Origin of the sequence: Allostreptomyces psammosilenae, from assembly GCF_013407765.1 — a bacterium.
GTDB lineage: Bacteria > Actinomycetota > Actinomycetes > Streptomycetales > Streptomycetaceae > Allostreptomyces > Allostreptomyces psammosilenae.
In genome coordinates this window covers 274541-299719 of sequence record NZ_JACBZD010000002.1, presented here as the reverse complement: position 1 = coordinate 299719, position 25179 = coordinate 274541, and the positions used below count along the sequence as shown (strand labels likewise).

Annotated in this window: 22 protein-coding genes and 1 pseudogene; 13 read left to right on the top strand and 10 right to left on the bottom strand. The window is 74.5% G+C overall.

Going from position 1 to position 25179, the window contains the following annotated elements; translation table 11 throughout:
• Positions 1-70 precede the first annotated feature (70 nt).
• From FHU37_RS23580 to FHU37_RS23570, 3 genes are all read left to right on the top strand, one after another.
• Positions 71-574 carry a cupin domain-containing protein gene (locus tag FHU37_RS23580; RefSeq protein WP_179816692.1) on the top strand — a complete coding sequence of 168 codons (504 nt, stop codon included), beginning with the start codon at positions 71-73 and terminating at the stop codon, positions 572-574.
• 477 nt (positions 575-1051) lie between these two features.
• Positions 1052-2599, top strand: coding sequence for an alpha/beta hydrolase (locus FHU37_RS23575; protein ID WP_312892816.1), 1548 nt, complete (start codon positions 1052-1054; stop codon positions 2597-2599).
• Positions 2596-4098, top strand: coding sequence for an acyltransferase family protein (locus tag FHU37_RS23570; protein WP_179816690.1), 1503 nt, complete (start codon positions 2596-2598; stop codon positions 4096-4098). Before FHU37_RS23575 ends, FHU37_RS23570 begins: the two co-directional genes overlap by 4 nt.
• A 256-nt stretch (positions 4099-4354) precedes the next feature.
• Here the strand turns inward: FHU37_RS23570 and FHU37_RS23565 are convergent, their stop codons facing one another.
• A complete protein-coding gene (locus FHU37_RS23565) occupies positions 4355-4795 on the bottom strand; it encodes an ATP-binding protein (protein ID WP_179816689.1) in 441 nt (146 codons plus the stop codon).
• A 390-nt stretch (positions 4796-5185) separates the two neighbouring features.
• Here FHU37_RS23565 and FHU37_RS23560 point away from each other — a divergent pair, with 390 nt between their 5' ends.
• Both FHU37_RS23560 and FHU37_RS23555 read left to right on the top strand, forming a co-directional pair.
• Positions 5186-6049 carry a helix-turn-helix domain-containing protein gene (locus FHU37_RS23560; RefSeq protein ID WP_179816688.1) on the top strand — a complete coding sequence of 288 codons (864 nt, stop codon included), beginning with the start codon at positions 5186-5188 and terminating at the stop codon, positions 6047-6049.
• Positions 6046-6261 carry a DUF397 domain-containing protein gene (locus FHU37_RS23555; protein ID WP_179816687.1) on the top strand — a complete coding sequence of 72 codons (216 nt, stop codon included), beginning with the start codon at positions 6046-6048 and terminating at the stop codon, positions 6259-6261. Before FHU37_RS23560 ends, FHU37_RS23555 begins: the two co-directional genes overlap by 4 nt.
• A 102-nt stretch (positions 6262-6363) precedes the next feature.
• Here FHU37_RS23555 and FHU37_RS23550 read toward each other — a convergent pair whose 3' ends face one another.
• The 3 genes from FHU37_RS23550 to pdxH form a co-directional block, all read right to left on the bottom strand.
• A complete protein-coding gene (locus FHU37_RS23550; RefSeq protein WP_179816686.1) occupies positions 6364-6789 on the bottom strand; it encodes a PIN domain nuclease in 426 nt (141 codons plus the stop codon).
• The gene (locus FHU37_RS23545) at positions 6790-7008 is read right to left on the bottom strand and encodes a type II toxin-antitoxin system VapB family antitoxin (protein ID WP_179816685.1); all 219 of its coding nucleotides are present in this window, start codon (positions 7006-7008) and stop codon (positions 6790-6792) included.
• Between the two features lie 65 nt (positions 7009-7073).
• Positions 7074-7844: a pyridoxamine 5'-phosphate oxidase gene (gene pdxH, locus FHU37_RS23540; RefSeq protein WP_179816684.1), complete on the bottom strand. Its 771-nt coding sequence runs from the start codon at positions 7842-7844 to the stop codon at positions 7074-7076.
• 440 nt (positions 7845-8284) lie between these two features.
• On the opposite strand from pdxH, the gene FHU37_RS23535 reads away from it, so the two are divergent.
• The gene (locus FHU37_RS23535; protein ID WP_179816683.1) at positions 8285-9397 is read left to right on the top strand and encodes a citrate synthase 2; all 1113 of its coding nucleotides are present in this window, start codon (positions 8285-8287) and stop codon (positions 9395-9397) included.
• Between the two features lie 192 nt (positions 9398-9589).
• Here FHU37_RS23535 and FHU37_RS23530 read toward each other — a convergent pair whose 3' ends face one another.
• Positions 9590-12724 (bottom strand): FAD-binding and (Fe-S)-binding domain-containing protein, encoded by a 3135-nt coding sequence (locus tag FHU37_RS23530; protein WP_179816682.1) that lies wholly within the window; start codon positions 12722-12724, stop codon positions 9590-9592.
• A gap of 250 nt (positions 12725-12974) precedes the next feature.
• Between FHU37_RS23530 and serC the strand changes: the two genes are divergently transcribed.
• The 3 genes from serC (at position 12975) to FHU37_RS23515 (ending at position 16225) form a co-directional block, all read left to right on the top strand.
• Entirely contained in the window at positions 12975-14096 is a 1122-nt protein-coding gene (serC, locus tag FHU37_RS23525) for a phosphoserine transaminase (protein WP_179816681.1), read from the top strand.
• Between the two features lie 274 nt (positions 14097-14370).
• On the top strand, positions 14371-15321 hold the full coding sequence (sigJ, locus tag FHU37_RS23520) for an RNA polymerase sigma factor SigJ (protein WP_179816680.1): 951 nt from the start codon (positions 14371-14373) through the stop codon (positions 15319-15321).
• Between the two features lie 67 nt (positions 15322-15388).
• Positions 15389-16225 carry an NAD(P)H-binding protein gene (locus tag FHU37_RS23515; protein WP_179816679.1) on the top strand — a complete coding sequence of 279 codons (837 nt, stop codon included), beginning with the start codon at positions 15389-15391 and terminating at the stop codon, positions 16223-16225.
• Between the two features lie 135 nt (positions 16226-16360).
• Here FHU37_RS23515 and FHU37_RS23510 read toward each other — a convergent pair whose 3' ends face one another.
• Both FHU37_RS23510 and FHU37_RS23505 read right to left on the bottom strand, forming a co-directional pair.
• Positions 16361-17062: a hypothetical protein gene (locus FHU37_RS23510; protein WP_179816678.1), complete on the bottom strand. Its 702-nt coding sequence runs from the start codon at positions 17060-17062 to the stop codon at positions 16361-16363.
• A 397-nt stretch (positions 17063-17459) separates the two neighbouring features.
• Positions 17460-18287: a TetR/AcrR family transcriptional regulator gene (locus FHU37_RS23505; protein ID WP_179816677.1), complete on the bottom strand. Its 828-nt coding sequence runs from the start codon at positions 18285-18287 to the stop codon at positions 17460-17462.
• Positions 18288-18404: 117 nt separating this feature from the next.
• On the opposite strand from FHU37_RS23505, the gene FHU37_RS23500 reads away from it, so the two are divergent.
• The 3 genes from FHU37_RS23500 (at position 18405) to lpdA (ending at position 21875) form a co-directional block, all read left to right on the top strand.
• The gene (locus FHU37_RS23500) at positions 18405-19595 is read left to right on the top strand and encodes an FAD-dependent monooxygenase (RefSeq protein ID WP_179816676.1); all 1191 of its coding nucleotides are present in this window, start codon (positions 18405-18407) and stop codon (positions 19593-19595) included.
• A 175-nt stretch (positions 19596-19770) separates the two neighbouring features.
• A complete protein-coding gene (locus FHU37_RS23495; protein WP_179816675.1) occupies positions 19771-20382 on the top strand; it encodes a hypothetical protein in 612 nt (203 codons plus the stop codon).
• Between the two features lie 92 nt (positions 20383-20474).
• Positions 20475-21875: a dihydrolipoyl dehydrogenase gene (lpdA, locus tag FHU37_RS23490; protein WP_179816674.1), complete on the top strand. Its 1401-nt coding sequence runs from the start codon at positions 20475-20477 to the stop codon at positions 21873-21875.
• Positions 21876-21892: 17 nt separating this feature from the next.
• Here the strand turns inward: lpdA and FHU37_RS23485 are convergent, their stop codons facing one another.
• The gene (locus FHU37_RS23485; RefSeq protein WP_179816673.1) at positions 21893-22477 is read right to left on the bottom strand and encodes a TetR/AcrR family transcriptional regulator; all 585 of its coding nucleotides are present in this window, start codon (positions 22475-22477) and stop codon (positions 21893-21895) included.
• Between the two features lie 251 nt (positions 22478-22728).
• Between FHU37_RS23485 and FHU37_RS23480 the strand changes: the two genes are divergently transcribed.
• Positions 22729-23706, top strand: a complete 978-nt coding sequence (locus tag FHU37_RS23480; RefSeq protein WP_179816672.1) for an oxidoreductase — start codon at positions 22729-22731, stop codon at positions 23704-23706.
• 13 nt (positions 23707-23719) lie between these two features.
• Here the strand turns inward: FHU37_RS23480 and FHU37_RS29425 are convergent.
• Positions 23720-23908, bottom strand: a pseudogene (locus FHU37_RS29425) (type II toxin-antitoxin system Phd/YefM family antitoxin); the annotation flags it as partial.
• 69 nt (positions 23909-23977) lie between these two features.
• Positions 23978-25138 (bottom strand): YjiK family protein, encoded by a 1161-nt coding sequence (locus FHU37_RS23475; RefSeq protein ID WP_246451256.1) that lies wholly within the window; start codon positions 25136-25138, stop codon positions 23978-23980.
• Positions 25139-25179: the final 41 nt, after the last annotated feature.

The following is a 25179-nucleotide window of genomic DNA, read 5'->3' as shown; positions in this document are numbered from 1 at the left end:
CTCCTAGATTCGTGGGTGTCAGCGACCCGACCATCGGGATCCACCGCACCGACACCCCCAGGGAGCCACCGTGGACGCCACCACCGCGCAGCACCAGAACCCCGTCCTGGTGCGGGCAGCCGACGCCGAGACCCTGCGGGACGGCGCCACCAGCCTGATCACCCTGCTGGCGGACGCGGGCGCCACCGGCGGGGCCCTCACCGCGAACCGGGCGACGTTCCGCGCGGGGTCTCCGGGCGCGCCCGCGCACTTCCACACCCGGGCCACCGAGATGTTCTTCGTGCTGGGCGGACGGATGCGGATCCTGGTGAACGAGGAGGTGCTCAGCCTGGGCCCGGGGGACTTCCTCACCGTTCCCCCGACGGTGCCGCACGCCTTCGCCCCGGCGCCCGGTGAGGAGGGCGACATGCTGGTGGTCTTCACGCCGGGCCTGCGGCGGTTCGACTACTACCGGCTGCTCGAACGGGTCTACCGCGGCGAGGCGACCGTGCAGGAGATCCGGGACAGCTCGGAGGAGTACGACAACCACTACTTCGACAGCCCGGTCTGGCGGCAGGCCCTCACCGAGCGCTGAGAGGCGCGGAAGGCTGTGACGCGTCCTCAACCGCCGCCAGGGAAGCCCGGGTGGGCCCCCCTGAATCCACACTCTCACGAGCCAGAAGGCCGGCAACAGCCCCCTCTCCCCACCTGTGGATAACTCCGATGAACCCTCAACCACCGCCAGGGAGACCCGGGTGGGCCCCCCTGAATCCACACTCTCACGAGCCAGAGAGCCGGCAACAGCCCCCTCTCCCCACCTGTGGATAACTCCGTTCAGTGATCAACCACGGCCCGGTCGGTGTCCCGGATGCCGCGTTGGTCGATCGTTTCCCCTCCTTCGGCCTCGGCCACAGCCAGCGGCGCGAGCGCTGGCCCACCGGGCCGGGTCAACCACCCCCTACCCCGGTATTGGTCGCAGGTGAGCACCGCGGTGTGACGCCCCGACACCCACCGGCTTCCTACCGTCCTGCCGATCCGGCGAGGGCCGGCGATGCGGAAGGAGTCGGGGCCAGTGGTTGCGAGGGACGCGGGTGCGGTGGCGGGACGGCCGGCACCCTGGTCGGCGGGTCTGCGACGCGTGGTGCGGGAGGGGCGCCGGGCCGCGACGGCCCTGCTCACCCTGGTCCTGGTGCTCACCACCACCGGCTGGGTGACGGCGGAGCACCGGCCCGGCGCGGGAGCGTCGCCGCGCCCGATCGGGGCCGAGGCCTGGGAGCGCGACACCTCCGTCCCCGGCGGCCTGCCGCCGCTCGACGCCCCGCCCGCCGCAGTCGGCGACTTCTTCGCCGGCCTGCCGCTCCCCCGCCAGCGGGCCCTGGCGGAGCGGTACCCCGGTGTGGTGGGGAACCTTCCCGGGGTACCGCTGGAGCTCCGGACGGTCGCCAACGAGCTGGCCATCCGGGCCACCCGGCGTCAGGCGGAACGGACGGCCTCCGACGGCTCGGCCTCCGCGACCGAGCGGCGGCAGGCCGCCGAACTCGCCGAGCGGTGCGCGGCGCTGCTGGCCGACGGGCGCCGCTACCTGGCCTTCGACCCGCGCGGACGCGGTCTCGTCGCCGAGGTGTTGGGCGATCCGGAGTCCGCCGAGCACCTGACGGTGCTGGTGCCCGGCAACGACACCGACCTCGCCTCCTACGTCGCCGACGCCCGCGCCGGCCGGCGCGGCCTTGCCGCGGACGCCCGTGCGCTCCACGCCGAGCAGCGCCGGCTCGCCCCCGCCGCGGGCGTCGCCGTGGTCGCCTGGGCCGGATACCTCACCCCGGACGGCCTCGGCGCGGACGCCGCCACCGGGACGTTGGCCCGCGCCGGGGCCGCCCGGCTGGAACGGGAGGTGGCCGGCCTGCTCGCGGCCCGGCAGGGTGCCGCCGGCGGCGCGGAACGACCGGTCCACCTCACGGCGATCTGCCACAGCTACGGAGCGGTGGTCTGCGGCCTGGCCGCCGGCCGGCTGGACGGCGTGGACGACATCGTGGCGGTGGCCGCCCCCGGCATGCGCGCCGACACGGTGGCCGGCCTGGGCACCGACGCCCGGGTGTGGGCGATGCGCTCCGCCGACGACTGGATCCGCCTGGTTCCGCACCTCCGGCTGGGCGACCTCGGTCACGGCGCCGACCCGATGGCGGACGCCTTCGGTGCCCGCCGGCTCTCCTCGGCCGGGGCGGAGGGGCACGACGGCTACGCCGCGCCGGGCGGCGTCGCGCTGACCAACCTGGCCCTGGTCGCCGTCGGCCAGGGCGCCCGCACCACCGCACCAGGCTTCCCGGCCACGGCCCAGGGCAACCCGGCCACGGCCCAGGGCTCCCCGGCCACGGCCCAGGGCAACCCGGCCACGGCCCAGGGCTCCCCGGCCACGGCCCAGGGCTCCCCGGCCGCCGCACCGGGCTCCGACGCCGAGGACCGGGCCACCCGCGCCCGAACGGCCCTCGCGCACCCGCCCCGCGCCGAGCGCGCCACGGCCGGCGCCGGCGCGCGCGCCAGGGACCACGCCAGGTCCACGGAGAACTTCACAACCCCCGCGCACGCCTGGCGCGCGCCGTCGCTCACGGTGGTGGACCGGTGAGCGGCGTCCAGGAGCACCCGAACCACCAGGCCCCCCGCAACCATCGGGACCACCGCAACCACCCGGTCCACCGGGCCGGATCCGCCGAGGGGGCGACGGCGCCGCGACGGGCGGCACCGGGACGCCTGGCCGGCGCCGCCCGGCGGATCGAGGCCGCCACCCCGCCCGACCGGAGCCGGGCCGTCGACGCCGTCCGCGCGCTCGCCATCTGCGGCGTCGTCCTCGGCCACTGGTGCGTCACCGCGCTGGTGCCGGCCCACGCCGGAGCCGACGGCGCCGCCGGTCCGCTCACCGTGGCCAGCCCGCTGCAACACCTGACCGAGCTGGCACCGGTGAGCTGGGGGCTGCAGACCCTCGCGCTGTTCTTCTTCGCCGGCGGCTGGGCGAACGCCGCGAGCCTGCGCGCGGGGGTGCGGCACCGCCCCTGGATCGCCTCCCGGCTGCGGCGGCTGGCCGGCCCGGCGGCCGGACCCACGGCGCTGTGGGCCGTGCTGCTCGGCACCCTGCTGGCCACCGGTGTGCTGGACGGCGCGACGGCCGGCACGGTGGCCCGCCTGGTGACCGCCCCGCTGTGGTTCCTGGCGGTGTACGCGCTGCTCACCGCGGCCACCCCGGTGGCGCTGGCGGCGGTCCGCCGGTGGGGCGCGCCGGCCGCGGTGCCGCCCGCCGCCCTGGTGGCGCTCGGCGACTGGGCGTCCTTCGGACCGGGCTCCGAGGCGCTGGACGCCGCGGCGCCGGCGGTGGTCGCCGTGCTGGGCTGGCTCCAGGTGCCGGCGGGGTGGCTGGTGCCGTTCCTGCTGGGGGTGGCGGTGCGGGAGGGTCGGCTGGGCACCGGACCGGGCCGGCGTGGCGCCGGCGTGGCGCTGCTGGTCGGCGGCGCGGCGGGGATGGCCCTGCTGGTGGCCCGGGCCGGCTACCCGGCCAGCGCGGTCGGCGTGACCGGCGCGGACCGCTCCAACCTGGCGCCGCCCTCGCTGTTCGCCGTGGCGCTGGGCTGCGCCCAGGTGGGGCTGGCGCTGCTGGCCTGGCGGCGGCTGGAGCGGGTGTCGCGGCGACCGCTGGTGTGGGCGCCGGTGGCCGGGCTGAACCTGCTGGCGATGCCGGTGTTCCTGTGGCACCAGTCGGCGCTGCTGCTCACCACGCTGGGGCTCCACCTCGCCATCCGGGGGAGCCGGCTGCTGGACGCCGCCGCGGCGGGAACGGACCCCGGGGCGGAGGCGGGTACCTGGGCGGCCACGGCCCCAGGGGCAGGGACGGCTCCCTGGGCGGAGGCGGCCGGCTGGCTGCTGTCCGGCCTGCTCGGGCATCCCGACTCGCCGGGGTGGGTGGCCGCGCGGCTGCTGTGGCTGCCAGTCCTGCTCGCCGTGCTGGCGGGGACGCTGGCGGCCTTCCGCCGAGGGGGTGGCGGCGGCCACAGAAAAACCCTTTGCCCGTGCCGGCGGGGCACGCCTACTGTTGTGGCAGCGAAGAAGGGAGGTGGTCCGACCAGTGTTCACTGACAGGACTCGTGAGGTGGCTGCCCGCTAGGGTCGCCCCTGCCCTGCGGATCATCCGCGGCGGCCGTTCCCCTCGGGGTTCAGACACGGTCGCGGGTAGTGGAACCCGGGCGAATCCACAGCAGTCACCCGACCCGCGGGCTCACCGGTCGTCCTTCCGGTGCCCGGTACGACAGCCGTGTGCTGGCATACCGGGAAGTGGCCCGCGGGTCGTCTGCTCTTCCCGGCTTCTCCGGCCCGTCCCCCGGGGCGGCCCCCGTCACTCGACCAGCGTGCGGCACGGCACATAGGCCCACACGCGCTTCCCGCGCCCGTCCGGCGTCCAGCCCCACCGGCGCTCGGTGAGGTCGTCCACGATCGCCAGTCCGCGCCCGCTCTCCCCGTCGTCCCCCGGGAAGCGGCGGCGGGGCAGCTCGGGAGAGGCGTCCAGCACCTCGACCAGCACGCTGGGCCGGCTCCGGGTGGGCGGGTACACCTCCACGACGATCGGGGTGGTGGCGTGCACCACCGCGTTCATCGCCAGCTCGTGCAGGACGACCGCCGCGTCCTCCCGCACGTCCTCCGGCACCCCCCACTCGTTCATGGCCGCGAGCCCGGCCCTGCGCAACGCCCGCAGGGCGCCCGGCTCCGCCGGGAGGCGCCAGCTGCGGGCGGCGGCGGCCGGCGCCTGGTCCGCCGTGCTCTCCGCTGGAGTACACATGATCATCCGTCGACCTCCCCCCGGGTACTCGGCCGCGGCCGCGGCGCGGGGCGATGTGAGGTGTGGACGGCCGGCATGAGCGGCTCTCCTCTCCGGTTCCGTCGGCGGGTGTCGGCGGAAGTTGCGGGACGTGCACACCGTATGCGTGCACGTGCGGAGCGTGACTAATCCTGAGGTCAGCATGGCACAGCGAGCGGGCCCCGTCCGGCACCTGCCGAAAATTTCACCATTCACCTGGAGGCGTGATTCCTGGTGAGACGCTTTCCGCCCACGTCACGGCGGAATGCGCCACCTTTTCGCCACCCCCGCAGATAAACGCCACGTATGTGCGCCGTTGCTGACGGTCCCTCAACAAGCAACACTGGCACGAGCGACGGCAGGAGGTTGCACGTGGCCGAATCGCCCACGGTCGCCCGCCGACGGCTGCGCATCGAGCTGCACCGGTTGCGCACCGCCAAGGGCATGACGGGTTCCCAGGTAGCGGAGGCGCTGGGTTGGTCGGCCGCCAAGGTCACCCGGGCCGAGCGCGGTTCGGGCTACATGCAGCCGACCGACGTCGACGCCCTGTGCCGGCTCTACGACGCGCCCGCCGACCTGCGCGAGGTCCTCGTGTTGCTGGCACGGCAGTCGAAGAAGCGCGGGTGGTGGCAGGCCGGTGAATTCCGGCGGGCCATACCGGAGTGGTTCCACGTCTACATCGGACTGGAATCCACGGCTTCCGGACTGCGCAAGTACGACTCGGAGTACGTCCCCGGGCTGTTCCAGCTCGAGGAGTACATGTACGAGGTGTTCCGTGCCCAACCGGAGAGGATGACCCCGGAGAAGATCGACCGCCTCATAGAGGCGCGACTGAACCGCCAGAAAATACTGACCACCGAACATTCCCCCGACGTCTGGGTGATCCTCAACCAGGCGGTGCTGTGCCGCGCCGTCGGCGGGGCACGACTGATGGCACGCCAGCTCCGCAGCGTGGCCGAGCTGGCGGTCGACGCGCCGGGCATCACCGTGCAGGTGCTGCCCTGGTCGGCGGGTGCCCACGCGGGCATGCTCGGCGCGTTCACCATCCTGACGTTCCCGGAGCCCGGGGACACCGACGTGGTGTTCCTGGACCACCTCACCGGGGCGTCGTACGCGGAGGAGGACGACCAGGTCCGCCATTACGACATGGCGTTCCGGCGCCTCATGGCCACGGCCGCAAGTGAAAGCGAGTCGGCGGCGCTGATCCACGCCGCCATCAAGGAGTACGAGAGATGATCCACCCCGCCCACCCTCACGTCGCCTGGCGGAAGTCCAGCTACAGCGGCCACACCGGCGGCGACTGCGTCGAGGTCGGCTGGCTCACCGAACGGACGACCGGCGTGCGCGACTCCAAGAACCCGACCGGCCCGGTGCTGAGCTTCACCGCCCGGTCCTGGCAGGCGTTCGTCGCGACGGTCCGGGACGGAGGACTCCAGGCGCCGAGGTAACGGCGGCCCATCGCGACCACCACCCGCTCCCAGTCCCCCTCCTGGGAGCACCCGGGGGCGGTCACCAGGCGGATCCCCGCCCGGTGACCGCCCCCGGCACGTTCAGTCGACGCTTCCGGCCTCCGCCAACCACCGCACGGACTGCCCGGTCACCTTGGTCACGGCCTCGAAGTCCCGGTCGTAGTGCAGGACGGTCAGTCCGTGCCACTGGGCGGTCACGACGACGAGCAGATCGGCGATCCCCGCCGAACGGTGGCATCCGTGGCGAACGAGTTGCTGCTGGAGATCCCGCACCCGCCGCCAGGCGTCGTCGGGCACGGGACACCGGGTGTAGAGGTCACCGAGCGCCTGGCGCAGCTCGTCGTACTCCCGGGAGGAACGGGCCGAGTACAGCATCTCCACCTCGGTCGGTTCACAGATCGCGACCCGACCGTGGATGACGGCCTCGCCCCACACCGACCACAGCGCCGGACGCTGGATGCGGACCGCCGCCGAGGTGTCGATCAGGAACCGTTCGGCACTCGGCATTCAGCGCCATACCTCCGCCTTGAAGCCCGGTTCCAGCGCCTTGTCGAAGGCCCCGTCCTCGGCCAGCCGGCGCAGGCGCTCCGCCGCGAGCTCACGGCGCCGCCTCGCCCCCACCTCCTGGAGCGCGGCGTTGACCGTGTCCTTCTTGGTGCGGGTCCCGAGCACCTCGGCGGCGAGCGCCAGGGCCTCCTCGTCCAGGTCGATGACGGTCTTGGACATCCGGATCTCCCCAGCGGTATTGACAGCAGGCACCCACGAGCATATCCACGCCGCTCCCGACCAGGTCAGGGGCAGAGGCGTTCGCGGAGCCAGCCGGTGGGGGACGAGGGGTCGCGGCGGTAGCGCAGCCGGTCGTGCAGGCGGTTCTCCCGCCCCTGCCAGAACTCCACGGTGCGCGGCACGACGAGGAAGCCGCCCCAGAACGGCGGCATCGGCACCTTCTCCTCCTCCGGGTAGCGGTCGGCGAGCTCCTGGAAGCGGCCCTCCAGTTCCGCCCGGGAGGAGACCACGGAGGACTGGTCGCTGGCCCAGGCGCCCAGCTGGGAGCCGTGTGGGCGGGTGCGGAAGTAGGCGACCGACTCGGCCCGGTCCAGCCGCTCCACGTCCCCGCCGACGATCACCTGGCGGGCGATGGCGTGCCACGGGAAGAGCAGGGAGGCGTGCGGGTTGGCGGTGAGTTCCACGCCCTTGCGCGAGGTGTAGTTGGTGAAGAAGACGAATCCCCGCTCGTCGAACCCCTTCAGCAGCACGGTGCGGGAGCTGGGCACGCCCTCGGGTGTGGCGGTGGACAGCACCATCGCGTTGGGTTCGACCACGCCGGCCGCGGCGGCCTCGCGGAACCACCGGGCGAACAGGTGTCCGGGGTCGTCGTCGGCGGTGCTCTCGTGGAGCCCTTCGGTCCGGTACTGGCGCCGCGCCTCGGCGAGGCGGAGCGTGGGGGAGGGGTCGGTGAGGCCCTGCGGCGACCGGGCGGGGCGACGCGCGCCCGGCGCTGAGCGAGTCCCCGATCGGGCGGCCGAGTGGACGGCTGAGCTGTCGGATTCCGAATGCGGCACGGGTCAACACATAGCATGCTCACGCCCATTCGAGCGTACGAGTTGGGTTCACACGTACCGACCGCGCGCCGTGAGCGGAGCCCCCGCGGCCACCGTCACGCGCCCGCCCCCTTGACAGCGCCCGTCCCGGTGACCCTTGATTACTGACCAGTAGCAAGTCGGTGGCAAGCTCGCAAGCCAGTCGCAAGTCAAGCAAGCGGTGCTCGCTCGGCCGCCGCCGGCCCCACCGGGACCGGGACGCCACGGAATGCGCGGACCCCCGGCGCGGAGAGACGCTGGAGGAACGTTTCCGTCACCGCCCCGGGCCCACCCGTCGCCCGGACCCCGCCCGAGACCGCCACCACCCGGGCAGCAGCGCCCGTCACCACCCCAGGCCGTGCACGCGTGTCCGACGACCACCACCCCGTGTCCGACGACCACCACCTTGAGGGAGCCGCACGATGTCCGACTTCGTCCCCGGACTCGAAGGAGTCGTCGCGTTCGAGACCGAGATCGCCGAGCCAGACCGGGAGGGCGGTGCCCTGCGCTACCGGGGGGTCGACATCGAGGAGCTGGTGGGTACCGCGCCCTTCGGCGCGGTGTGGGGCCTGCTGGTGGACGGCGACTTCGCCCCCGGCCTGCCGCCCGCCGAGGCGTTCCCCATCCCGTTCGCCTCCGGCGACGTCCGGGTGGACGCGCAGAGCGCGATCGCCGCCCTCGCCCCGCTGTGGGGGCTGAAGCCACTGCTGGACATCCCCGCCGAGCGGGCGCGGGACGACCTCGCCCGGGTCTCCGCGACCGCGCTGGACTTCGTCGCCCAGTCCGCCCGCGGGCGCGGACTGCCGATGGTGCCGCAGTCCGCCGTGGACCGGGGGGTCAGCACGGCCGAGCGCTTCATGATCCGCTGGCGCGGCGAGCCGGACCCGCGGCACGTGCGGGCCGTGGACGCCTACTGGGCCTCGGCGGCGGAGCACGGCATGAACGCCTCCACCTTCACCGCCCGGGTCATCGCCTCCACCGGCGCCGACGTGGCCGCCGCGCTCTCCGGGGCAGTCGGCGCGATGTCCGGGCCGCTGCACGGCGGCGCGCCCACCCGCGTGCTGCACATGATCGAGGAGATCGAACGGACCGGTGACGCCGCCGGCTACGTGCGCGGCGTACTGGACCGCGGCGAGCGGCTGATGGGCTTCGGGCACCGCGTCTACCGGGCCGAGGACCCGCGCGCCCGGGTGCTGCGGCGCACCGCGCGGGAGCTGGGCGCGCCGCGCTTCGAGGTGGCCGAGGCGCTGGAGAAGGCGGCGTTGGAGGAGCTGCACACCCGCCGCCCGGACCGGGTGCTGGCCACCAACGTGGAGTTCTGGGCGGCCATCGTGCTGGACTTCGCCGAGGTGCCGGCGCCGATGTTCACCTCGATGTTCACCTGCGCCCGGACGGCCGGCTGGGCGGCGCACGTGCTGGAGCAGAAGCGCACCGGCCGGCTGGTCCGCCCCTCGGCGCGCTACGTCGGGCCCGGCGCCCGCCCGGCCGGGACCGTCCCCGGCTTCGACCGGCTGGGCACCGTGACGGCGGGGTAGGGGTTCCGATCCCCTGGCGGGTCGAGCGGGCGGCCGTCCCGCGACACCGGCGGTGCCCGGACCACGACTGCCAGCGGGCGGCCGTGCGCCCCCCTCCCTGGTTGGGGGCGCACGGCCGCCCGACCGCACACGCCACGCCTGCGGGCGCCGCCGGACCGTCGACGCACACCCTCAAGCAAGGCAAGCCTTACCTTACATGCCTCCGGTCGATCGGCCCAGCCCGTCGGCCAGCACCTCCGCCAGATGGCGTGCCCGCACACCACCGAGCTGCGCCAGCTGGGTGCGGCAGGAGAAGCCGTCGGCCAGCAGCACGGCGTCCCCGGGCGCCTGGCGCACGGCGGGCAGCAGCCGCTCCTCCGCGCAGGCCACCGACACCTGCCAGTGCCCCCGCTCGAAACCGAAGTTGCCGGCCAGCCCGCAGCAGCCGCCGGTCAGCTCCCCGTCCAGCCCGGCCGCGGCGCGCAGCCGCCGCTCCGCCCCGTCGCCGAGCACCGCGTGCTGGTGGCAGTGGGTCTGTCCGACCACCGGCCGGTCCAGGCGCGGCGGACGCCAGGTGGGCGCCAGCCGTTCCAGCGCCTCCGCGAGGGTCAGCACCGAGTCGGCCAGCCGCCGGGCCAGCTCCGCGTAACGGTCGGCGTCGGCGTCGGGGTCGGGGTCGGGGGCGATCCGCCCACCCGCGTCCCCGCCGGTGCCCCCGCCCGCCTGCCCGCCGACGTGCCGGGCCGGCCGCGCCAGCAGCTCCGGGACGTCGGCACGCAGGGCCGCCGTGCAGCTCGGTTCCAGGCCGACCACCGGCAGCCCGGCCCGCAGCGCCGGCTCCAGCACGTCCAGGGTCGCCCGCATCACCGCCCGCGCCTCGTCCAGCATCCCGGTGGACACCCGGGTCAGCCCGCAGCACACCCGCCCCGGCGGCACCACGACGTCGATGCCGGCGTCGGCCAGCACCGCCACCGCGGCCCGGCCGACCTCCGGCGCGAAGGCGTTGGTGAAGGTGTCCGGCCACAGCACCACGCGCGGCCGCCCGCCCGTGCGGTCCGGCCGGCGCTGCGCCACCGGCAGCGACCGCCACCAGCGCAGGAAGGTGCGCCCGGCCGGCTCCGGCAGCGCCCGCTCCGCCGCCAGCCCGATCCGGGCCCGCAACGGCGCCGTCCACGCCTGCCCGGCCATCCGGGCCAGCGGCGCGGCGGCCGCCCCCAGCGGTTCGGCCAGCCGCAGCCAGCGCGGCAGCCGCCCCATCAGCTGGTGGCCGAGCGGGCGACGGATCCCCGGCTGCCGGTAGTGGTGGTACAGGAACTCGGCCTTGTAGGTGGCCATGTCCACGCCGACCGGGCAGTCCGAGCGGCAGCCCTTGCAGGCCAGGCACAGGTCCAGGGCCTCCCGCACCTCCGGCGAGGCCCAGCCGGAGGTGATCACGGCCGGCCCGTCGTCCGCCGCCCCGGCGCCCTGGCCGCCGCCGTCCCCCTCTACCGGCGGGCGCGCCCGGCCGCCGCCGCGCGCGTCGCCCGCCAGCATCTCGTGCAGCAGCCGGGCCCGCCCCCGCGTCGAGTGCCGCTCCTCGCCCGTCACCCGGTAGGACGGGCACATCACCGCCGCCCCGGCCGGTTCGCTCACCCGGCACTTCGCCACGCCCACGCACCGGCGCACCGCCGCCGAGAAGTCCCCGCCGTCGTCCGGATACCCGAACGCGCCGCGCACCGGCTCGGCCGGCAGCACCGCGAACCGCAGCCCCGCGTCCAGCGGCGCCGGCCGCACCAGCACGCCCGGGTTCAGCAGCCCGCGCGGATCCCACGCCGCCTTGAACCGCTCGAACAGGGCGATCACCTCGGGCGGGAACATCCTGGGCAGCAGCTCGGAGCGCGCCATGCCGTCACCGTGCTCGCCGGAGAGCGACCCGCCGTGCGCCACCACCACCCCGGCGAGTTCCTCGGAGAACGCCCGGAAGCGCGCCACGCCCGCGCGCCCGACCAGGTCGAAGTCGATCCGCATGTGGATGCAGCCCTCGCCGAAGTGCCCGTACGGCTGGCCGCGCAGGCCGTGCCGGCGCAGCAGCGCGCCGAGGTCGCGCAGGTAGCCGGCGAGCCGTTCCGGGGGCACGGCGGTGTCCTCCCAGCCGGGCCACGCCTCGGAGCCGTCGGCCATCCGGGTGGCCGTGCCGGCGGCGTCCTCCCGGATCCGCCACAGCGCGGCGGCGGCCGCCCGGTCGGTGACCACCGCGGTGCCGGTGGCGCCGGCCCCGGCCGCCGCCCGGCACAGCTCGCGGGCGCGTTCGGCCGCCTCGGCCGGCGAGTGGCCCGCCGTCTCGGCGAAGAGCCACGCCCCGCCCTCCGGCAGCCGTGCCGTCCCGGTCCCGGCCGCGGCCCCGGCCCTCGACGCCGGGCCGGACGGGCCGCGCCCCGCCGAGGCGCGGCCGGCCAGCGCGGCCAGCTCGGCGTTCAGGCTCTCCAGGGTCAGCGGGCGCAGCGGCAGCAGCCCGGGGACGGCCTCGGCGGCGGCCACGTCGTCCCGGAAGCCCAGCACCGCCAGGGCGCGCGCGGCGGGCAGCGGCACCAGCCGCACCTCCGCCTCGGTGACCACCGCGAGCGTCCCCTCGCTGCCCACCAGCGCCCGCGCCAGGTGCCGGCCGCGTTCCGGAAGCAGCCAGTCCAGTCCGTAGCCGGAGGTCCGGCGCGGCACCGGGGGCAGGGCCCGGCGGAGCAGCGCCAGGTTGTCGTCGGCCAGCCGCCGGGCGGCCCGCTCCTGCGGCGAGGGGACGGCCCCGGGGGCGTCCAGCGCCCCCACCCGGAGCAGGGCGCCGGTGCCGTCCGCCGGCGCGACGGTCAGCCGTTCGACGTTGTGGTCGGTGCGTCCCCAGGCCAGCGAGTGTGCCCCGCAGGCGTTGTTGCCGATCATTCCGCCGAGGGTGCAGCGGCCGTGGGTGGAGGGGTCCGGTCCGAAGGTGAGCCCGTACGGCGCGGCGGCCCGGCGCAGGTCGTCCAGGACGACGCCCGGCTGGACGCGGGCCGTCCGGGCGTCCGGGTCGATGGCGAGGACGCGGTCCAGGTGGCGGGTGGTGTCCAGGACGACTCCCACCCCGGTGGCCTGCCCGCCGATGCTGGTGCCGCCGCCGCGCGGCACCACCGGCACGCCGGTCTCGGCGCAGGCGGCCAGCACGGCGAGCACGTCGTCCGCGTCGCGCGGGGCGACCACGGCGAGCGGGACCCGCCGGTAGTTGGAGGCGTCCATGGTGTGCAGGGCGCGGGTGGCGGCGTCGAACCGCACCTCGCCGCGCACCGTCGAGCGCAGCAGCCGCTCCAAGCGGGCGGCGTCCCCGGGTCGATGACGATCCATGACCGGACTCATGCCCCGACCCTGCCACACCGGCACGGGCGTTCCCGGGCGGCCACACCGTGCCCGCCCCGGGCCGACACCGTGCCCGCCCCCGGCCCCGGCACGCGCGCGCCCCGGTCCCGCCCCGGGCCTCGACCGGCCGGCGCGGCCGGCGCGGCCGGCGGTTCGGCACCCGGCGACATCCCATCCCGACATCCCAAAAAGCGGGACGTGTACGGCGCGCGTGTTGCGACGGCGTTACGCTTCGCCCGTGGCTGACATCCAGATCCCCGCTGACATCAAGCCCCGCGACGGCCGGTTCGGCTGCGGGCCCTCCAAGGTCCGCCCCGAGGCGCTCGACGCCCTCGCCGCCTCCGGTGCCTCCCTGATGGGCACCTCCCACCGGCAGGCCCCGGTCAAGGGCCTGGTCCGCCGGGTTCGGGAGGGCGTCTCCCAGCTGTTCTCCCTCCCCGAGGGCTACGAGGTGGTGCTCGGCAACGGCGGTTCCACCGCCTTCTGGGACATCGCCGCCCACGGCCTGGTGCGCTCCCGCTCGCAGCACCTGCACTTCGGCGAGTTCTCCTCCAAGTTCGCCAGCGCCACCAAGGCGGCGCCGTGGCTGGAGGAGCCGTCGGTGATCAAGTCGGAGCCGGGCACCCACCCGCTGCCGCGCGCCGAGGCGGGCGTGGACGTCTACGCCCTCACCCACAACGAGACCTCCACCGGCGTGGCCATGCCGATCCGCCGCCCCGAGGGCGCCGACGCGGACTCGCTGGTGCTGGTGGACGCCACCTCGGGCGCCGGCGGCCTGCCGGTGGACATCGCCCAGACGGACGCCTACTACTTCGCGCCGCAGAAGTCGTTCGCCTCGGACGGCGGCCTGTGGATCGCCGTGATGTCGCCGGCCGCGCTGGCCCGCGCCGCCGAGATCGCCGAGTCCGGCCGCTACATCCCGGCGTTCTTCGACCTGCCGACGGCGATCGACAACTCCCGCAAGGACCAGACCTACAACACCCCGGCGGTGGCCACGCTCTTCCTGCTGGCCGACCAGATCGAGTGGATCAACGGCCAGGGCGGCCTGGACTGGGCCGTGGCGCGGACGGCGGACAGCTCGTCCCGGCTGTACGGCTGGGCGGAGAAGTCGGAGTTCGCCACCCCGTTCGTGGCCGACCCGGCGCAGCGTTCGCAGGTCGTCGGCACGATCGACTTCGCCGACTCGATCGACGCCGCGGCGGTGGCGAAGGCCCTGCGGGCGAACGGCATCGTGGACACCGAGCCGTACCGCAAGCTGGGCCGCAACCAGCTGCGCGTGGCGATGTTCCCGGCCATCGACCCGGCCGACATCGACGCCCTGACCGCCTGCGTCGACTACGTGGTCGAGCGCCTGGGCTGATCCGGGCGGCCGGTCGGCGCGATCCGACGCGGCACCCGCACGACGCGCCACCCGTCACACACGGGCCGGTGGGCCGACCGTTCGCGGTCGCCCCACCGGCCCGCCGCGTTCTCCGGGGCCCGGCGGTGGGGATGGGCGACGCGCCCGCCCCCGGACGAGCCCCCGACGCACCCCTCCCGCTGTGAGCCGGCTCACACTCACCCGTGCCGTGTCACACTCCTCGGCCCGGGTCGCTCTCAGGATGCGGAAGAAGGCGACGGGGAGGGCACCCAGGATGTCGGACATCCCAACAGCGCGGCCGACCGAGACGGCGGCGGAACGGGCCACGCGGGTCTTCGTCGACCACCGCGAGCTGCTGTTCTCGATGGTCTACAACATGCTGGGCACGGTCGCGGACACCGAGGACGTCCTCCAGGAGACCTGGCTGGCCTGGGCGGACCGCACCGGCTCGCCGACCGGCGGGACGATCGAGCACCCGCGCGCCTACCTGGTGCGGATCGCGGTCAACCGGGCGCTGGCCCGGCAGGCCGCCATCAGCCGCCGCCGGGAGGAGTACGTCGGCCCGTGGCTGCCCGAACCGCTCCCCATCCCGCCCGGCGACGGCCCGCCGCCGGCCGAGGCGGCCGACGCCGCCGAGACCGCGCTGCGCACCGAGTCGGTCTCGATGGCGCTGCTCGTCGTGCTGGAGACGCTCACGCCGCTGGAGCGCGCCGTGTTCGTGCTGCACGAGGTGTTCGGCTACCCGCACACCGAGATCGCCGGCATCGTGGACCGCAGCCCCTCGGCGGTCCGGCAGCTCGCCCACCGCGCCCGCGAGCACGTGCACGCCCGGCGCCCCCGCTACCAGGCGGACCCGCGCGTGCGACGGCAGGTCACCGAGCGGTTCCTGGCCGCCGTGGTCGGCGGCGACCTCGGCGCCCTGCTGGAAGTGCTGGCGCCGGACGTCACCCTGTGGGCCGACGGCGGCGGCAAGGCGCGGGCCGCCGGACCGCACCCGGTGCGCGGCGGCGAGAAGATCGCCCGCCTGATCACGGCCAGCTCGGCCCACCGCCCCATCCCGGACCTGCGCGTCCGCCACTACACGGTGGGCGGCGAGCCCGCGGCGGTGCTGATGTCCGGCGACACCCCCTACATGTTCCTCACCCTCGACCTCACCCCGGAGGGCGACCGGGTGCGCGACATCTACGTCGTCACCAACCCGGACAAGCTCGCCCACCTGCGCTGAGCACCACGTCAACCGAACGACGTATCGACCGACACCGACGTCAACCGACTGCGAAGAGAGCACCCGCATGATCCTGGTGACCGGAGCCACCGGCAACATCGGCCGTCCGCTCGTCCACGAGCTGGCCGCCAAGGGCGTGAAGGTGCGCGCCCTGACCCGCACCCCGGCGACCGCCCGCTTCCCGGACGGGGTGGAGGTGTGCGACAGCGCGACGCCCGACCTCGACGGCGCCACCGCGCTCCTGCTCAACCTGGCCGGGGTGGTCGGCCCGCCCGGGGACCTCCTCCGGGCCGCCCGGGAGGCCGGCGTGCGGCGGGTCGTCACGGTCTCCTCCCTGGTCGTCGTGCTCGACCAGGAGGCGAAGGAGGGCAGCACCGCCGCGCTGCACCGCGCCCTGGAGGCGTCCGTGGAGGCCGACTTCCCGGAGTGGACCCACCTGCGCCCGGGCGGCTTCGCCGCCAACTCCCTCCAGTGGGCCGGGAAGCTGGCGGCCGGCGACGTCATCCGCGAGCCCTACCCGGACGCCCGCACCTCGCCGATCCACGAGGCGGACATCGCCGCCGTCGCCGTCCGCGCCCTGCTCGACGACGACCTCCTCGGCCAGGCGCTCTCGCTCACCGGCCCGGAGGACCTGACGACCGCCGACCAGGTGGCGATCCTGGGCAGGGTGCTCGGCCGCCCGCTGCGCTGCGAGCGGACCAGCCCGGAGGAGACCAAGGCGGAGGTCATGGCCACCAACTCCTGGGTGTCCGAGGAGGCCGTCGACTCCATGCTGCGCTTCCTGGCCGGCACCGTCGGCACCCCGGCCCTGGTCACCGAGGAGGTCCGGCGCGTCCTCGGCCGCCCCGCCCGCAGCTACGCCGAGTGGGCCGCCGACCACGCCGACGCCTTCCGCCGGGTCTGACCTCCCCCCGCCACCCCGGACGACGCCGCACGGGGGTCGGCGTCGTCCGGGGCACCCGCCCCGGGCTGCGGCAACCCTCCCGGCACCCACCTCCGCCGGTCGGGCCGGGGGTTGCCGCAGCCCGGCACGGCACACTCACCGGGGACTCGGCGCGGGACCCCCGGTGGTGAAGCGCAACTCCCCCGGGTTCAGCTTCGTGTCGTTGGCACACGCACGCCGCTCGGCCACCTCGACGGCCAGGCGGTTGGTGAGGGTCAGCAACTGCTCGGGGGTGAACTCGAATCCCGGCGCAGGGCCCACAGGCGGTTCCTCGTCCGGCTCGGCGTCCGCCCGAACCTCATATCCGACCGGGCGCCCGGCAGCTTCCCCCACACAGACAAACCGAACCATGGCCCGCATCCACTCATTGCTGGCCGCGTCGTGCGGGACGAACGCGGCAACCGCCTGTTCCCCGGACTCCGCCGTGACGAAAGGATCGGCTCGGGGATGAGTCCATGGAGTCGCGGCGAGCTCGGTCGACGTGACGTAGGACCTGAACTCCACCATGGTGCCGTCCGCGAACCGGTATCGACACACAAACGCCTCCTCGGGCATCTGCGCCGACGGCGAGTACTCCGGCAATACGGTGGCCAGAGTCATCGGGTACCCGGTCACCTCTTCGAGCCGCGGGCCGTCGAAGGCACCCCCACAGTCGCTCGGCGCAACGGCCGCGCTCGGTGTCGCTTCCGGGTCACCACCTGCGTCGCCCGCGCCGGAGGAGCAGGCCGCGAGCAACAGCACGGAGACGAATGACAGGGTGACGCCCCGGCCCCGCCGCTTCGAGGTGCTGGGGGACACGCCGCCGTTCCTCATGGCTTCCCTTCGTCGCATGGCCATCACAGGGCCGGTTCCGCTGCTCGACCCCCGCGCTGGAAACACGGTTGAACCCCACCTGGTAGGACTGTTCCGCCTCCCGATTCAGCTCCGGACGTAGATCGGCCATTGCCCCGGAATCACGGAAGTTCCGCTCGTTCACCTGGTGGTAGACATCGATCGCGTGCTGGGAGAGGTCCTCCCCCTGCCAGTAGTAGTCCTGCCGGAAGCTGCGAATATCACCGGAGCTGCCGGCAGGGAGCGCCCACCCGTACTGGTTGACGCTCCGTCACCTGTAGTCAGTTGGTGGCGGAATGCGGTGGGGCTGTTGCCGAACGGTGACGGTGTGCGCTGAGCCCGCGGCGGGGTTGCGGCGGCGTGGTCAGGGGGTGGTGCGCTGGTGGATGAGGACGGCTAGGCCGTCGAGGATGCGTTGCAGGCCGAACTCCCATGCCTGGTCGCCGGCGCCGGGCCGGGCGGCCGAGGCGATGGCCTCGCTGAGGGCGGGGAAGCGTTCGCCGTGTTCCCGCATCACTTCGGCGAGGAGCGGTCCGAGTTGGGCCTCGGGGTCGCCGGCCGGGCCCGCGGCGTGGGCCTGCTGGGCGATGCTGCGGACGTGGCCGACGAGCAGGACGGCCGCGTCCATCCGTTCGGCGCCGGTGAGCCCCGTGCCTTCCAGGGCGGCGACGGCGCGCTCCAGCCAGGACAGCTCCGCCGGGCCCATGAGGCGTGGCCCGACCGTGGCCTCCAGGGCCCAGGGGTGCCGGAGGAAGAGCGTGATCAGGCGGCGCGCCCAGTCCTCCAACTGCTCCCGCCAGTCGCCGCCGGGCCGCCCGTCGTCCGCCGCGGCCTGCCCGGACGCCACCCACGCCGACTCGCCCCGCGCCGACTCGGCCTGCCCGGACTCCACCTGCCCCGGCTCGGCCCGCTCGGGTTCGGGCTCCGGGTAGGGGCCGATGGCGGCGTCCACCATCAGCGCGATCAGCTCCGCCTTGCCGGGCACGTAGCGGTACAGCGCCATCTTGGTGACGCCCAGTTGGGCGGCCACCCGCTGCATGGAGAGCTCGGCCAGCCCCTCGGCGTCGGCTATCTCGATGCCGGCGCGCGCGATGCGGTCGAGGTCGAGCGTGGGTTTCGGGCCGCGCGCCGGCCTGACGCGGGGGCCCCAGAGCAGCAGCGCCGTCTCGGCGTGCCTGCGCCTCTCCGCCATGCCCGTCACCCCTCCCGCGCGGCCCCGGCCGGCGCCTTGTCGAACGCTCGAACTGCGTCTATGGTACACAGTAGGCCACCGTGTCCGTGGGACACGGTTTCGATGCGGGAGGGGCTCATGAACGGGAACGTCCTCATCTCCGGCGCCAGCATCGCCGGACCGGCGCTGGCCTACTGGCTGGGGCGGCACGGCTTCACGCCCACCGTCGTCGAGCTGGCCCCCGCCCTCCGGGAGGGTGGCCAGGCCGTCGACTTCCGCGGCGAGACCCACCTGACCGTGCTGGAGCGCATGGGGGTGCTGACGGAGCTGCGCGGGCTCCAGACCGGCGGCAGTGCGATCAGCTTCGTCGACGAAGGCGGGCGCCAACTGCTGCACCTGCCACCCGAGTTCGCCGGCGGTGACATCGAGGTGCTCCGCGGTGACCTCGCCCGGGTGCTGTACGAACGCAGCCTGCCCCACACGGAGTACCTCTTCGGCGACTCGATCACCCGCCTCACCGAGACCCCCTCCGGCGTGCGGGTCGACTTCCGGCACGCGGCGACCCGGGAGTTCGACCTGGTGATCGGGGCCGACGGACTGCACTCCCAGGTGCGCCGCCTCGCCTTCGGGCCGGAGGAGGAGTACGTCCGCCACCTCGGCTACTACGCCGCCACCTGGGGACTGCCCAACCACCTGGGCCTGAGCGGCGGCTCGCTCGGCTACAACGCGCCCGGCCGGTTCGCCTCCGTCGGCGTCGACCACCGGGCCCCGGACCGCGCGGGGGCCTTCTTCGTCTTCGCGGCGCCGCGGCTGGACTACGACCGGCACGACGTCCGGCAGCAGAAGCAGCTGATCACCGACGCGTTCGCCGGCCTCGGCTGGGAGGTGCCCGGCCTGCTGGAGTCACTGCACCACGCCCCCGACCTCTACTTCGACTCGATCAGCCGGGCGGACGTCGCGAGCTGGTCCACCGGCCGCATCGCGCTGGTCGGCGACGCGGCCTGCGGCGCCACCATCGGCGGCATGGGGACCGGAACGGCCGTCGTCGCCGCCTACGTCCTGGCCGGCGAACTGGCGCGGGCCGGCGGCGACCACCGGACGGCCTTCCGCCACTACGAGGACCGGCTGCGCGACTACGCCCGGGGCTGCCAGAAGGGTGGCGATCGGACCGGCACGTTCCTCGCCCCCAGGACGGCCCTCGGGATCCGGCTGCGCAACGGGCTGATGAGCAGGCGCGCCGTCCTGAACTGGATGATCAGGGAGGGGAAGAAGGTGAGCGGCCTCGCCCTGCCGGACTACCAACCCGTGCCCGGACGGGTCCTCGGGTGAACGGAGGCGCAGCGGCGCGGGCCGGGGCCGCCGTCGACCACGCTCACGCCGGCTCGCGGGCCGCAACCGGGAGTGACCCGAAGGGGTGAACTCGCGGATCGCCGATCCGCCGTTCGGGTATCGATCGGATCGCGACGGATCGCCCGATCGGCCCCACACTGAGGAGGAGTCCCCGGTGATCAGACGACTGCTGGCCGCCACCACGGCGGCGTGCGCGAGCCTGCTGGTGGCGGCCGGCCCGAGCGGGGTCGCCACCGCCCAGCCCGCGCCCAGGCAGATTCCGGAACCCGGCCCCGTGGAGCTGCACACGGAGGTCCGCGGAGCCGTCATCACCTGTGACGGCGAGAGCTTCACGCTGGACCTGACCGGTACGACCGTCATCGACGTCGGCGTCGCCAACGGCACCGTCGTCGCGCTGACCACCACACGGCTGGACCTGGCCGGCTCCAGCCCGGACTTCGGCGCCGTCACCATCACGGCGAGCGGCGCGGCCGACGGCCAGTTGCGGCTGAACAGCCTGCTGGATCCGTACCCGGCGCAGATGGACGTGGGCATCCGCTTCGTCCTGGAGGCCGAGCTGAACCCGTGTGCCACCGGTTCCACCCCGCTGGTCCTGGAGACCAGCGCCACCGGCACCCTGAGCAATGCCGACCTGGCGCACTTCCCGCCCGACGGAGAGCTCTTCGAGCTGCGGGAGGCCATCGTCCTCACTCCCCCCGGCGGCGATCCCGCCGTGCTCCAGGACTACAGCGCCGCGTCGATGCCCACGACCTACGCGGTCCTGTAGGGGGCGTGTAGGGCAGGTGGGTGATAGGCCGGTTGCTGGCCCATTGGGGCGACGTGCTGCGGCCACCGGGCTCCCGTCCTACGCTCCGAAGCATGAGCGCACACTTTGATGTCGTGGTCCTGGGCGCCGGCCCGGGCGGGTACGTCGCCGCGATCCGGGCCGCGCAGCTGGGCCTGCGCACCGCGATCGTCGAGGAACGCTACTGGGGCGGGGTCTGCCTGAACGTGGGCTGCATCCCCTCCAAGGCGCTGCTGCGCAACGCCGAGCTGGCGCACATCTTCACCCAGGAGGCGAAGACCTTCGGCATCCGGGTGAACGGGGAGGTGAGCTTCGACTACGGGGCGGCCTTCACCCGCAGCCGGAAGGTGGCGGACGGCCGCGTCAAGGGCGTGCACTACCTGATGAAGAAGAACGGGATCACCCAGTACGAGGGCCGGGGCGCCTTCACCGACGCCCACACCCTCCGGGTCACCCGGGCCGACGGCTCCGCCGAGTCGGTCACCTTCGACCACTGCGTGATCGCCGCCGGGGCGACCACCCGGCTGCTGCCCGGCACCTCGCTCAGCCAGCGGGTGGTCACCTACGAGGAGCAGATCCTCACCCCCGAGCTGCCCGAGTCGATCCTGATCGCCGGTGCGGGCGCCATCGGCGTCGAGTTCGCCTACGTGCTGCACAACTACGGCGTCCAGGTGACGCTGGTGGAGTTCCTGGACCGCATCGTCCCGCTGGAGGACGAGGAGGTCTCCGCCGAGCTGGCCCGCCGCTACCGCCGGATGGGCATCAACGTGCTGACCTCCACCCGGGTGGAGGCGATCAACGACTCCGGCGAGTCGGTGAAGGTGATGGTGACCACCGGGGGCCAGCGGCAGACGCTGCACGCCGGGAAGGTCCTCCAGGCGATCGGTTTCCAGCCTCGGGTGGCCGGCTACGGCCTGGAGAACACCGGTGTGCGGCTGACCGAGCGCGGCGCCATCGACGTCGACGCGCGCTGCCGCACCAGCGTGCCGCACATCTTCGCCATCGGCGACGTCACCGCGAAGCTGATGCTGGCGCACGCGGCCGAGGCGATGGGCATCGTCGCGGCCGAGACCATCGCGGGCGCCGAGACCATGGAGCTGGACTACGTGATGATCCCGCGGGCGACGTACTGCCAGCCGCAGATCGCCAGCTTCGGCTGGACGGAGGCCCAGGCGCGCGACCGCGGCTTCGACGTCCGGGTGGCGAAGTTCCCGTTCACCGCCAACGGCAAGGCGCACGGGCTGGGCGACACCAGCGGGTTCGTGAAGATCCTCAGCGACGCCCGGCACGGCGAGCTGCTCGGCGCCCACCTGATCGGCCCGGAGGTGACCGAGCTGCTGCCGGAGCTGACGCTGGCGCAGCAGTGGGACCTCACCGTCCACGAGGTCGCCCGGAACGTGCACGGCCACCCCACCCTCGGTGAGGCGGTCAAGGAGGCCGTCCACGGCCTGGCCGGCCACATGATCAACATGTGAGCGAGCAGCCCCCGCCCTCAGTCGGGCAGGTCCTCCCGGGTGACGCCGCGCAGGGCGAGCCGGAGCCAGCGGCGGCGGGCGGGTTCGGGGAGTTCGTCGCCGGGGAGGGTGGCCAGGATCAGCACCAGGTCCTCGGTGGTCACGTCGTCCCGCAGCGTGCCCTCGGCGTGCGCGGCGGCGACCAGGCGGGCCAGGCCGTCGCGGGCGCGTTGGTCTAGTTCCGCGTAAGGGTGGGTCCCGTCGGCGCGGTTGACCAGCGCCTCCTTGACGGCGCGGTCGGTCCCGGCGGCCTCGGAGATCTCCCGGAGCAGGTCGGTGATGGCGGCCAGGGCGCCGCCGCCCGCCTCGACGCGGGCGACCGCCGCGTCCAAGGCGCTGAAGACGCGCTCGATCATCTCGGCGACGATGGCGCCGACCAGGTCCGCCTTGGTGGGGAAGTGCCGGTAGAGCGTGCCCACCGCGACCCCAGCCTCGCGGGCGATCTCGTCCATGCCCGCCTGCTCGCCGCGCGCGGCGATGAGGGTGCGCGCCGCGCGCAGGATGTTGGCCCGGTTGCGTACGGCGTCGGCGCGCAGCGGGGCGCGCCCGGCGTGGTCGGGCATCGCTCGCTCCCCCTGTCGGACGGTTCGGACGGGTTGAACGGTTCGGACGGGTTGAACGGGTGGGACGGGTTGGACGGTTCGGTGGTGGGGCGTGGAACGTCGGGTCACCACCGGAGAACGTCGGGCGCGGGCCGCCGGTTGCCACGTGTCGGAACCGATGGTTCCGCATGCCCCGGAACCAAACATGAACTGTGGTTCACTATAAATCGTGAACGTCGGTTCAGGTTAGCTCCGAGGCAGGGAGGCGCACGGTGAGCGGCACGACGACGAGGGCGGCACGCGGCGGTGGCTGGAGCCGCGAGGACATCCCCGATCTCAGCGGCACGGTGGCGATCGTGACCGGCGCGAACACGGGCATCGGCCTGCCCACCGCGCGCACGCTGGTCGCCAGGGGCGCCCGGGTGGTGATGGCCTGCCGCAACGAGGCCAAGGCCCAGGCCGCGCGCGGCCGGGTGCTGTCCGCGACCGGAGTCCCGCAGGACCGGGTACGGGTGCTGCCGCTGGACCTGGCCAGCCAGGCCAGCGTCACCGCCTTCGCCGAACGCTTCCTCGGCGAGTACGACCGGCTCGACCTGCTGATCAACAACGCCGGCCTGGGATCCACCCGCCAGACGCCCACCGAGGACGGCTTCGAGCTCCAGTTCGGTGTGAACCACCTCGGGCACATGGCGCTCACGCTGCGCCTGCTGCCGGCCCTGGTGCGCACGGCGGGCTCGCGCGTGGTGACGCTGAGCAGCGGCGCCCACCGGTTCGGCACCGTGCGGCTGGACGACCCCCACTTCCGGGACGGCGGCTACCGCCCGTTCGCCGCCTACAGCCAGTCCAAGCTGGCCAACCTGCTGTTCGCGGCCGAACTCGCCCGCCGGCTGACCGCGGCCGGCCACGGCACGCTCTCCGTGGCCGTCGACCCAGGCGTCGCCCGCACGGAGCTGGGCCACAAGCAGGTCAGCGCCGGCACCCGGGTGCTGGCGCGGCTCGGCTCGCTGGTCACGCTGGGACGCACCGGGGAGGGCGGCAGCCTCGTGACCCTGCGCGCCGCCACCGACCCGCACGCGCGCACCGGCGACTTCTACGCCCCGCGCTGGGGCGGATGGGGCACCCCGATGGTCACCGCCCCGGCCCCCCGCGGGCGAGACCGGCAGGTCGCGGCCCGGCTGTGGGAGATCTCCCTGCGGATGCTCGGCCAGCAGGAACCCGCCGTCCTGACCCCCCGCCCCGCGAAGCGCTGACCCCGCCCCGCGCTGACCCCCGCCGCACGGCGAACCGATCAGACGGACTTTCCTCAGCGGTCAACCGCCGCTTCCGGGCGAGCGGTCGAAGTTCGGCGACCGCTACCCCGTTCCGGGTGATGCGGAAGGTATCACCGGCCTCGACGGCGTCCATGACGGAGGCGGAGTTGTTCCGGAACTCGCGCTGGGTGATCGTCTTCATGTCCGCGATGTGGCTCACCGTGTTCCGCCGAGCCAGATCCTTCCCCCGAATGGGTGACGAGGGCCGGGGTCACTCCTGGCGGGGCCGGCGCCGGCGGGTGAGCAGCAGCACGGCGACGATGGCGACCACCACCAGGCCGGTCGGGATGGTGCCGGAGGCGTCGCCGGCCGCCGCGCCGTCCTCGGCGGCGGCCCCGGAGGGCGCCGCCGCGCCGCCGTCCCCGGCCGCTCCCCCGGCGTCGGCGGCCTCCTCCTCGGCCGCGTCCTCGGCGCGGGCGGAGTCCGGCAGCAGCTCGCCGTCGAGGTCGACCCGCTGCACCGGGCTGCGCTCGCCCTCGCTGCCGAGCAGCAGCGCCCGGCCGTCCGGGGTGAAGGCCAGCGACTCGCCCTGGCGCTGGAACGGCATCTGCGGACGGCCGAGCCGCTCCAGCTCCGCCCCCGGCTCGGTGCCGCCCGGGCGCTGGTAAACGGCGACCTCGAAGTAGCCGCGCAGCGCCAGCCGGCTGCCGTCCGGGGAGAACGCGCCGTCGGTGACGGTCAGTCCGGGGATGTCGGCCACCCGGGTGAAGGTGTTCGTCGCGCCGGTCACCAGGTCCGGCGGGGCCACGTACAGCCCGCCGGCGCCCCCGTTCTCCTTGGAGGCGATCCACAGCCGGCCGGTGACCGGGTCGAACATGGCCGCCTCGGCGTCGCGCGGGCCGTCCTCGTACTGCACGGTGTAGCGCACCGGCTCCACGGTGACGTCCTCGCCGAGGTCGGACGGCTCGGTGAAGGAGTACAGCCACACCTCGGACCAGCCGCCGCCGAAGTTGTCCCCGATGTCGGCGACGAACACGGTGGGCCGCCCCTGGACGTCCTCACCGACCGTGATGGCCTCCCAGTCCCGGGCCTGCACGCCCTCCAGGGTCACGGTCGCCAGCACGTCCCCGTCCCGGCCGTCCACGGCGAAGACCTGCGCGCCGTCGTCGCTGTCGTTGTGCGTCCACAGCACGTCCGGGTGCGAGGCGCTGACCGCGAGACCGCTGGACTCGGTGATCCGCTCGTCGGTCAGGGTGATCCGGTCCGGGCCGTCCTGCGTGGCGGTGATCGACTCGGCCGAGGGAGCCGTCGCGGCCACCGGGACGGTCGCGGCCGCGGCCGCGGGAGCCGTCGCGACGGACGGGCCGGTGACCAGCAGTAAGGCGACGGCGGTGCCCGCGAGGCCGGCGGGTACGCGTGCGGGGAAGGTCATGCGCCCAAGCTTGCCCGATCGGGCCCGGACCGGGCGCGCGG

Coding starts and splice junctions, on each gene's coding strand:
- FHU37_RS23565 (WP_179816689.1), bottom strand. CDS start 4,795: ATGTGTACTCCAGCGGAGAGCACGGCGGACCAGGCGCCGGCCGCCGCC.
- FHU37_RS23555 (WP_179816687.1), top strand. CDS start 6,046: ATGATCCACCCCGCCCACCCTCACGTCGCCTGGCGGAAGTCCAGCTAC.
- FHU37_RS23550 (WP_179816686.1), bottom strand. CDS start 6,789: ATGCCGAGTGCCGAACGGTTCCTGATCGACACCTCGGCGGCGGTCCGC.
- FHU37_RS23545 (WP_179816685.1), bottom strand. CDS start 7,008: ATGTCCAAGACCGTCATCGACCTGGACGAGGAGGCCCTGGCGCTCGCC.
- FHU37_RS23535 (WP_179816683.1), top strand. CDS start 8,285: ATGTCCGACTTCGTCCCCGGACTCGAAGGAGTCGTCGCGTTCGAGACC.
- FHU37_RS23530 (WP_179816682.1), bottom strand. CDS start 12,724: ATGGATCGTCATCGACCCGGGGACGCCGCCCGCTTGGAGCGGCTGCTG.
- sigJ (WP_179816680.1), top strand. CDS start 14,371: ATGTCGGACATCCCAACAGCGCGGCCGACCGAGACGGCGGCGGAACGG.
- FHU37_RS23515 (WP_179816679.1), top strand. CDS start 15,389: ATGATCCTGGTGACCGGAGCCACCGGCAACATCGGCCGTCCGCTCGTC.
- FHU37_RS23505 (WP_179816677.1), bottom strand. CDS start 18,287: ATGGCGGAGAGGCGCAGGCACGCCGAGACGGCGCTGCTGCTCTGGGGC.
- FHU37_RS23500 (WP_179816676.1), top strand. CDS start 18,405: ATGAACGGGAACGTCCTCATCTCCGGCGCCAGCATCGCCGGACCGGCG.
- lpdA (WP_179816674.1), top strand. CDS start 20,475: ATGAGCGCACACTTTGATGTCGTGGTCCTGGGCGCCGGCCCGGGCGGG.
- FHU37_RS23485 (WP_179816673.1), bottom strand. CDS start 22,477: ATGCCCGACCACGCCGGGCGCGCCCCGCTGCGCGCCGACGCCGTACGC.
- FHU37_RS23475 (WP_246451256.1), bottom strand. CDS start 25,138: ATGACCTTCCCCGCACGCGTACCCGCCGGCCTCGCGGGCACCGCCGTC.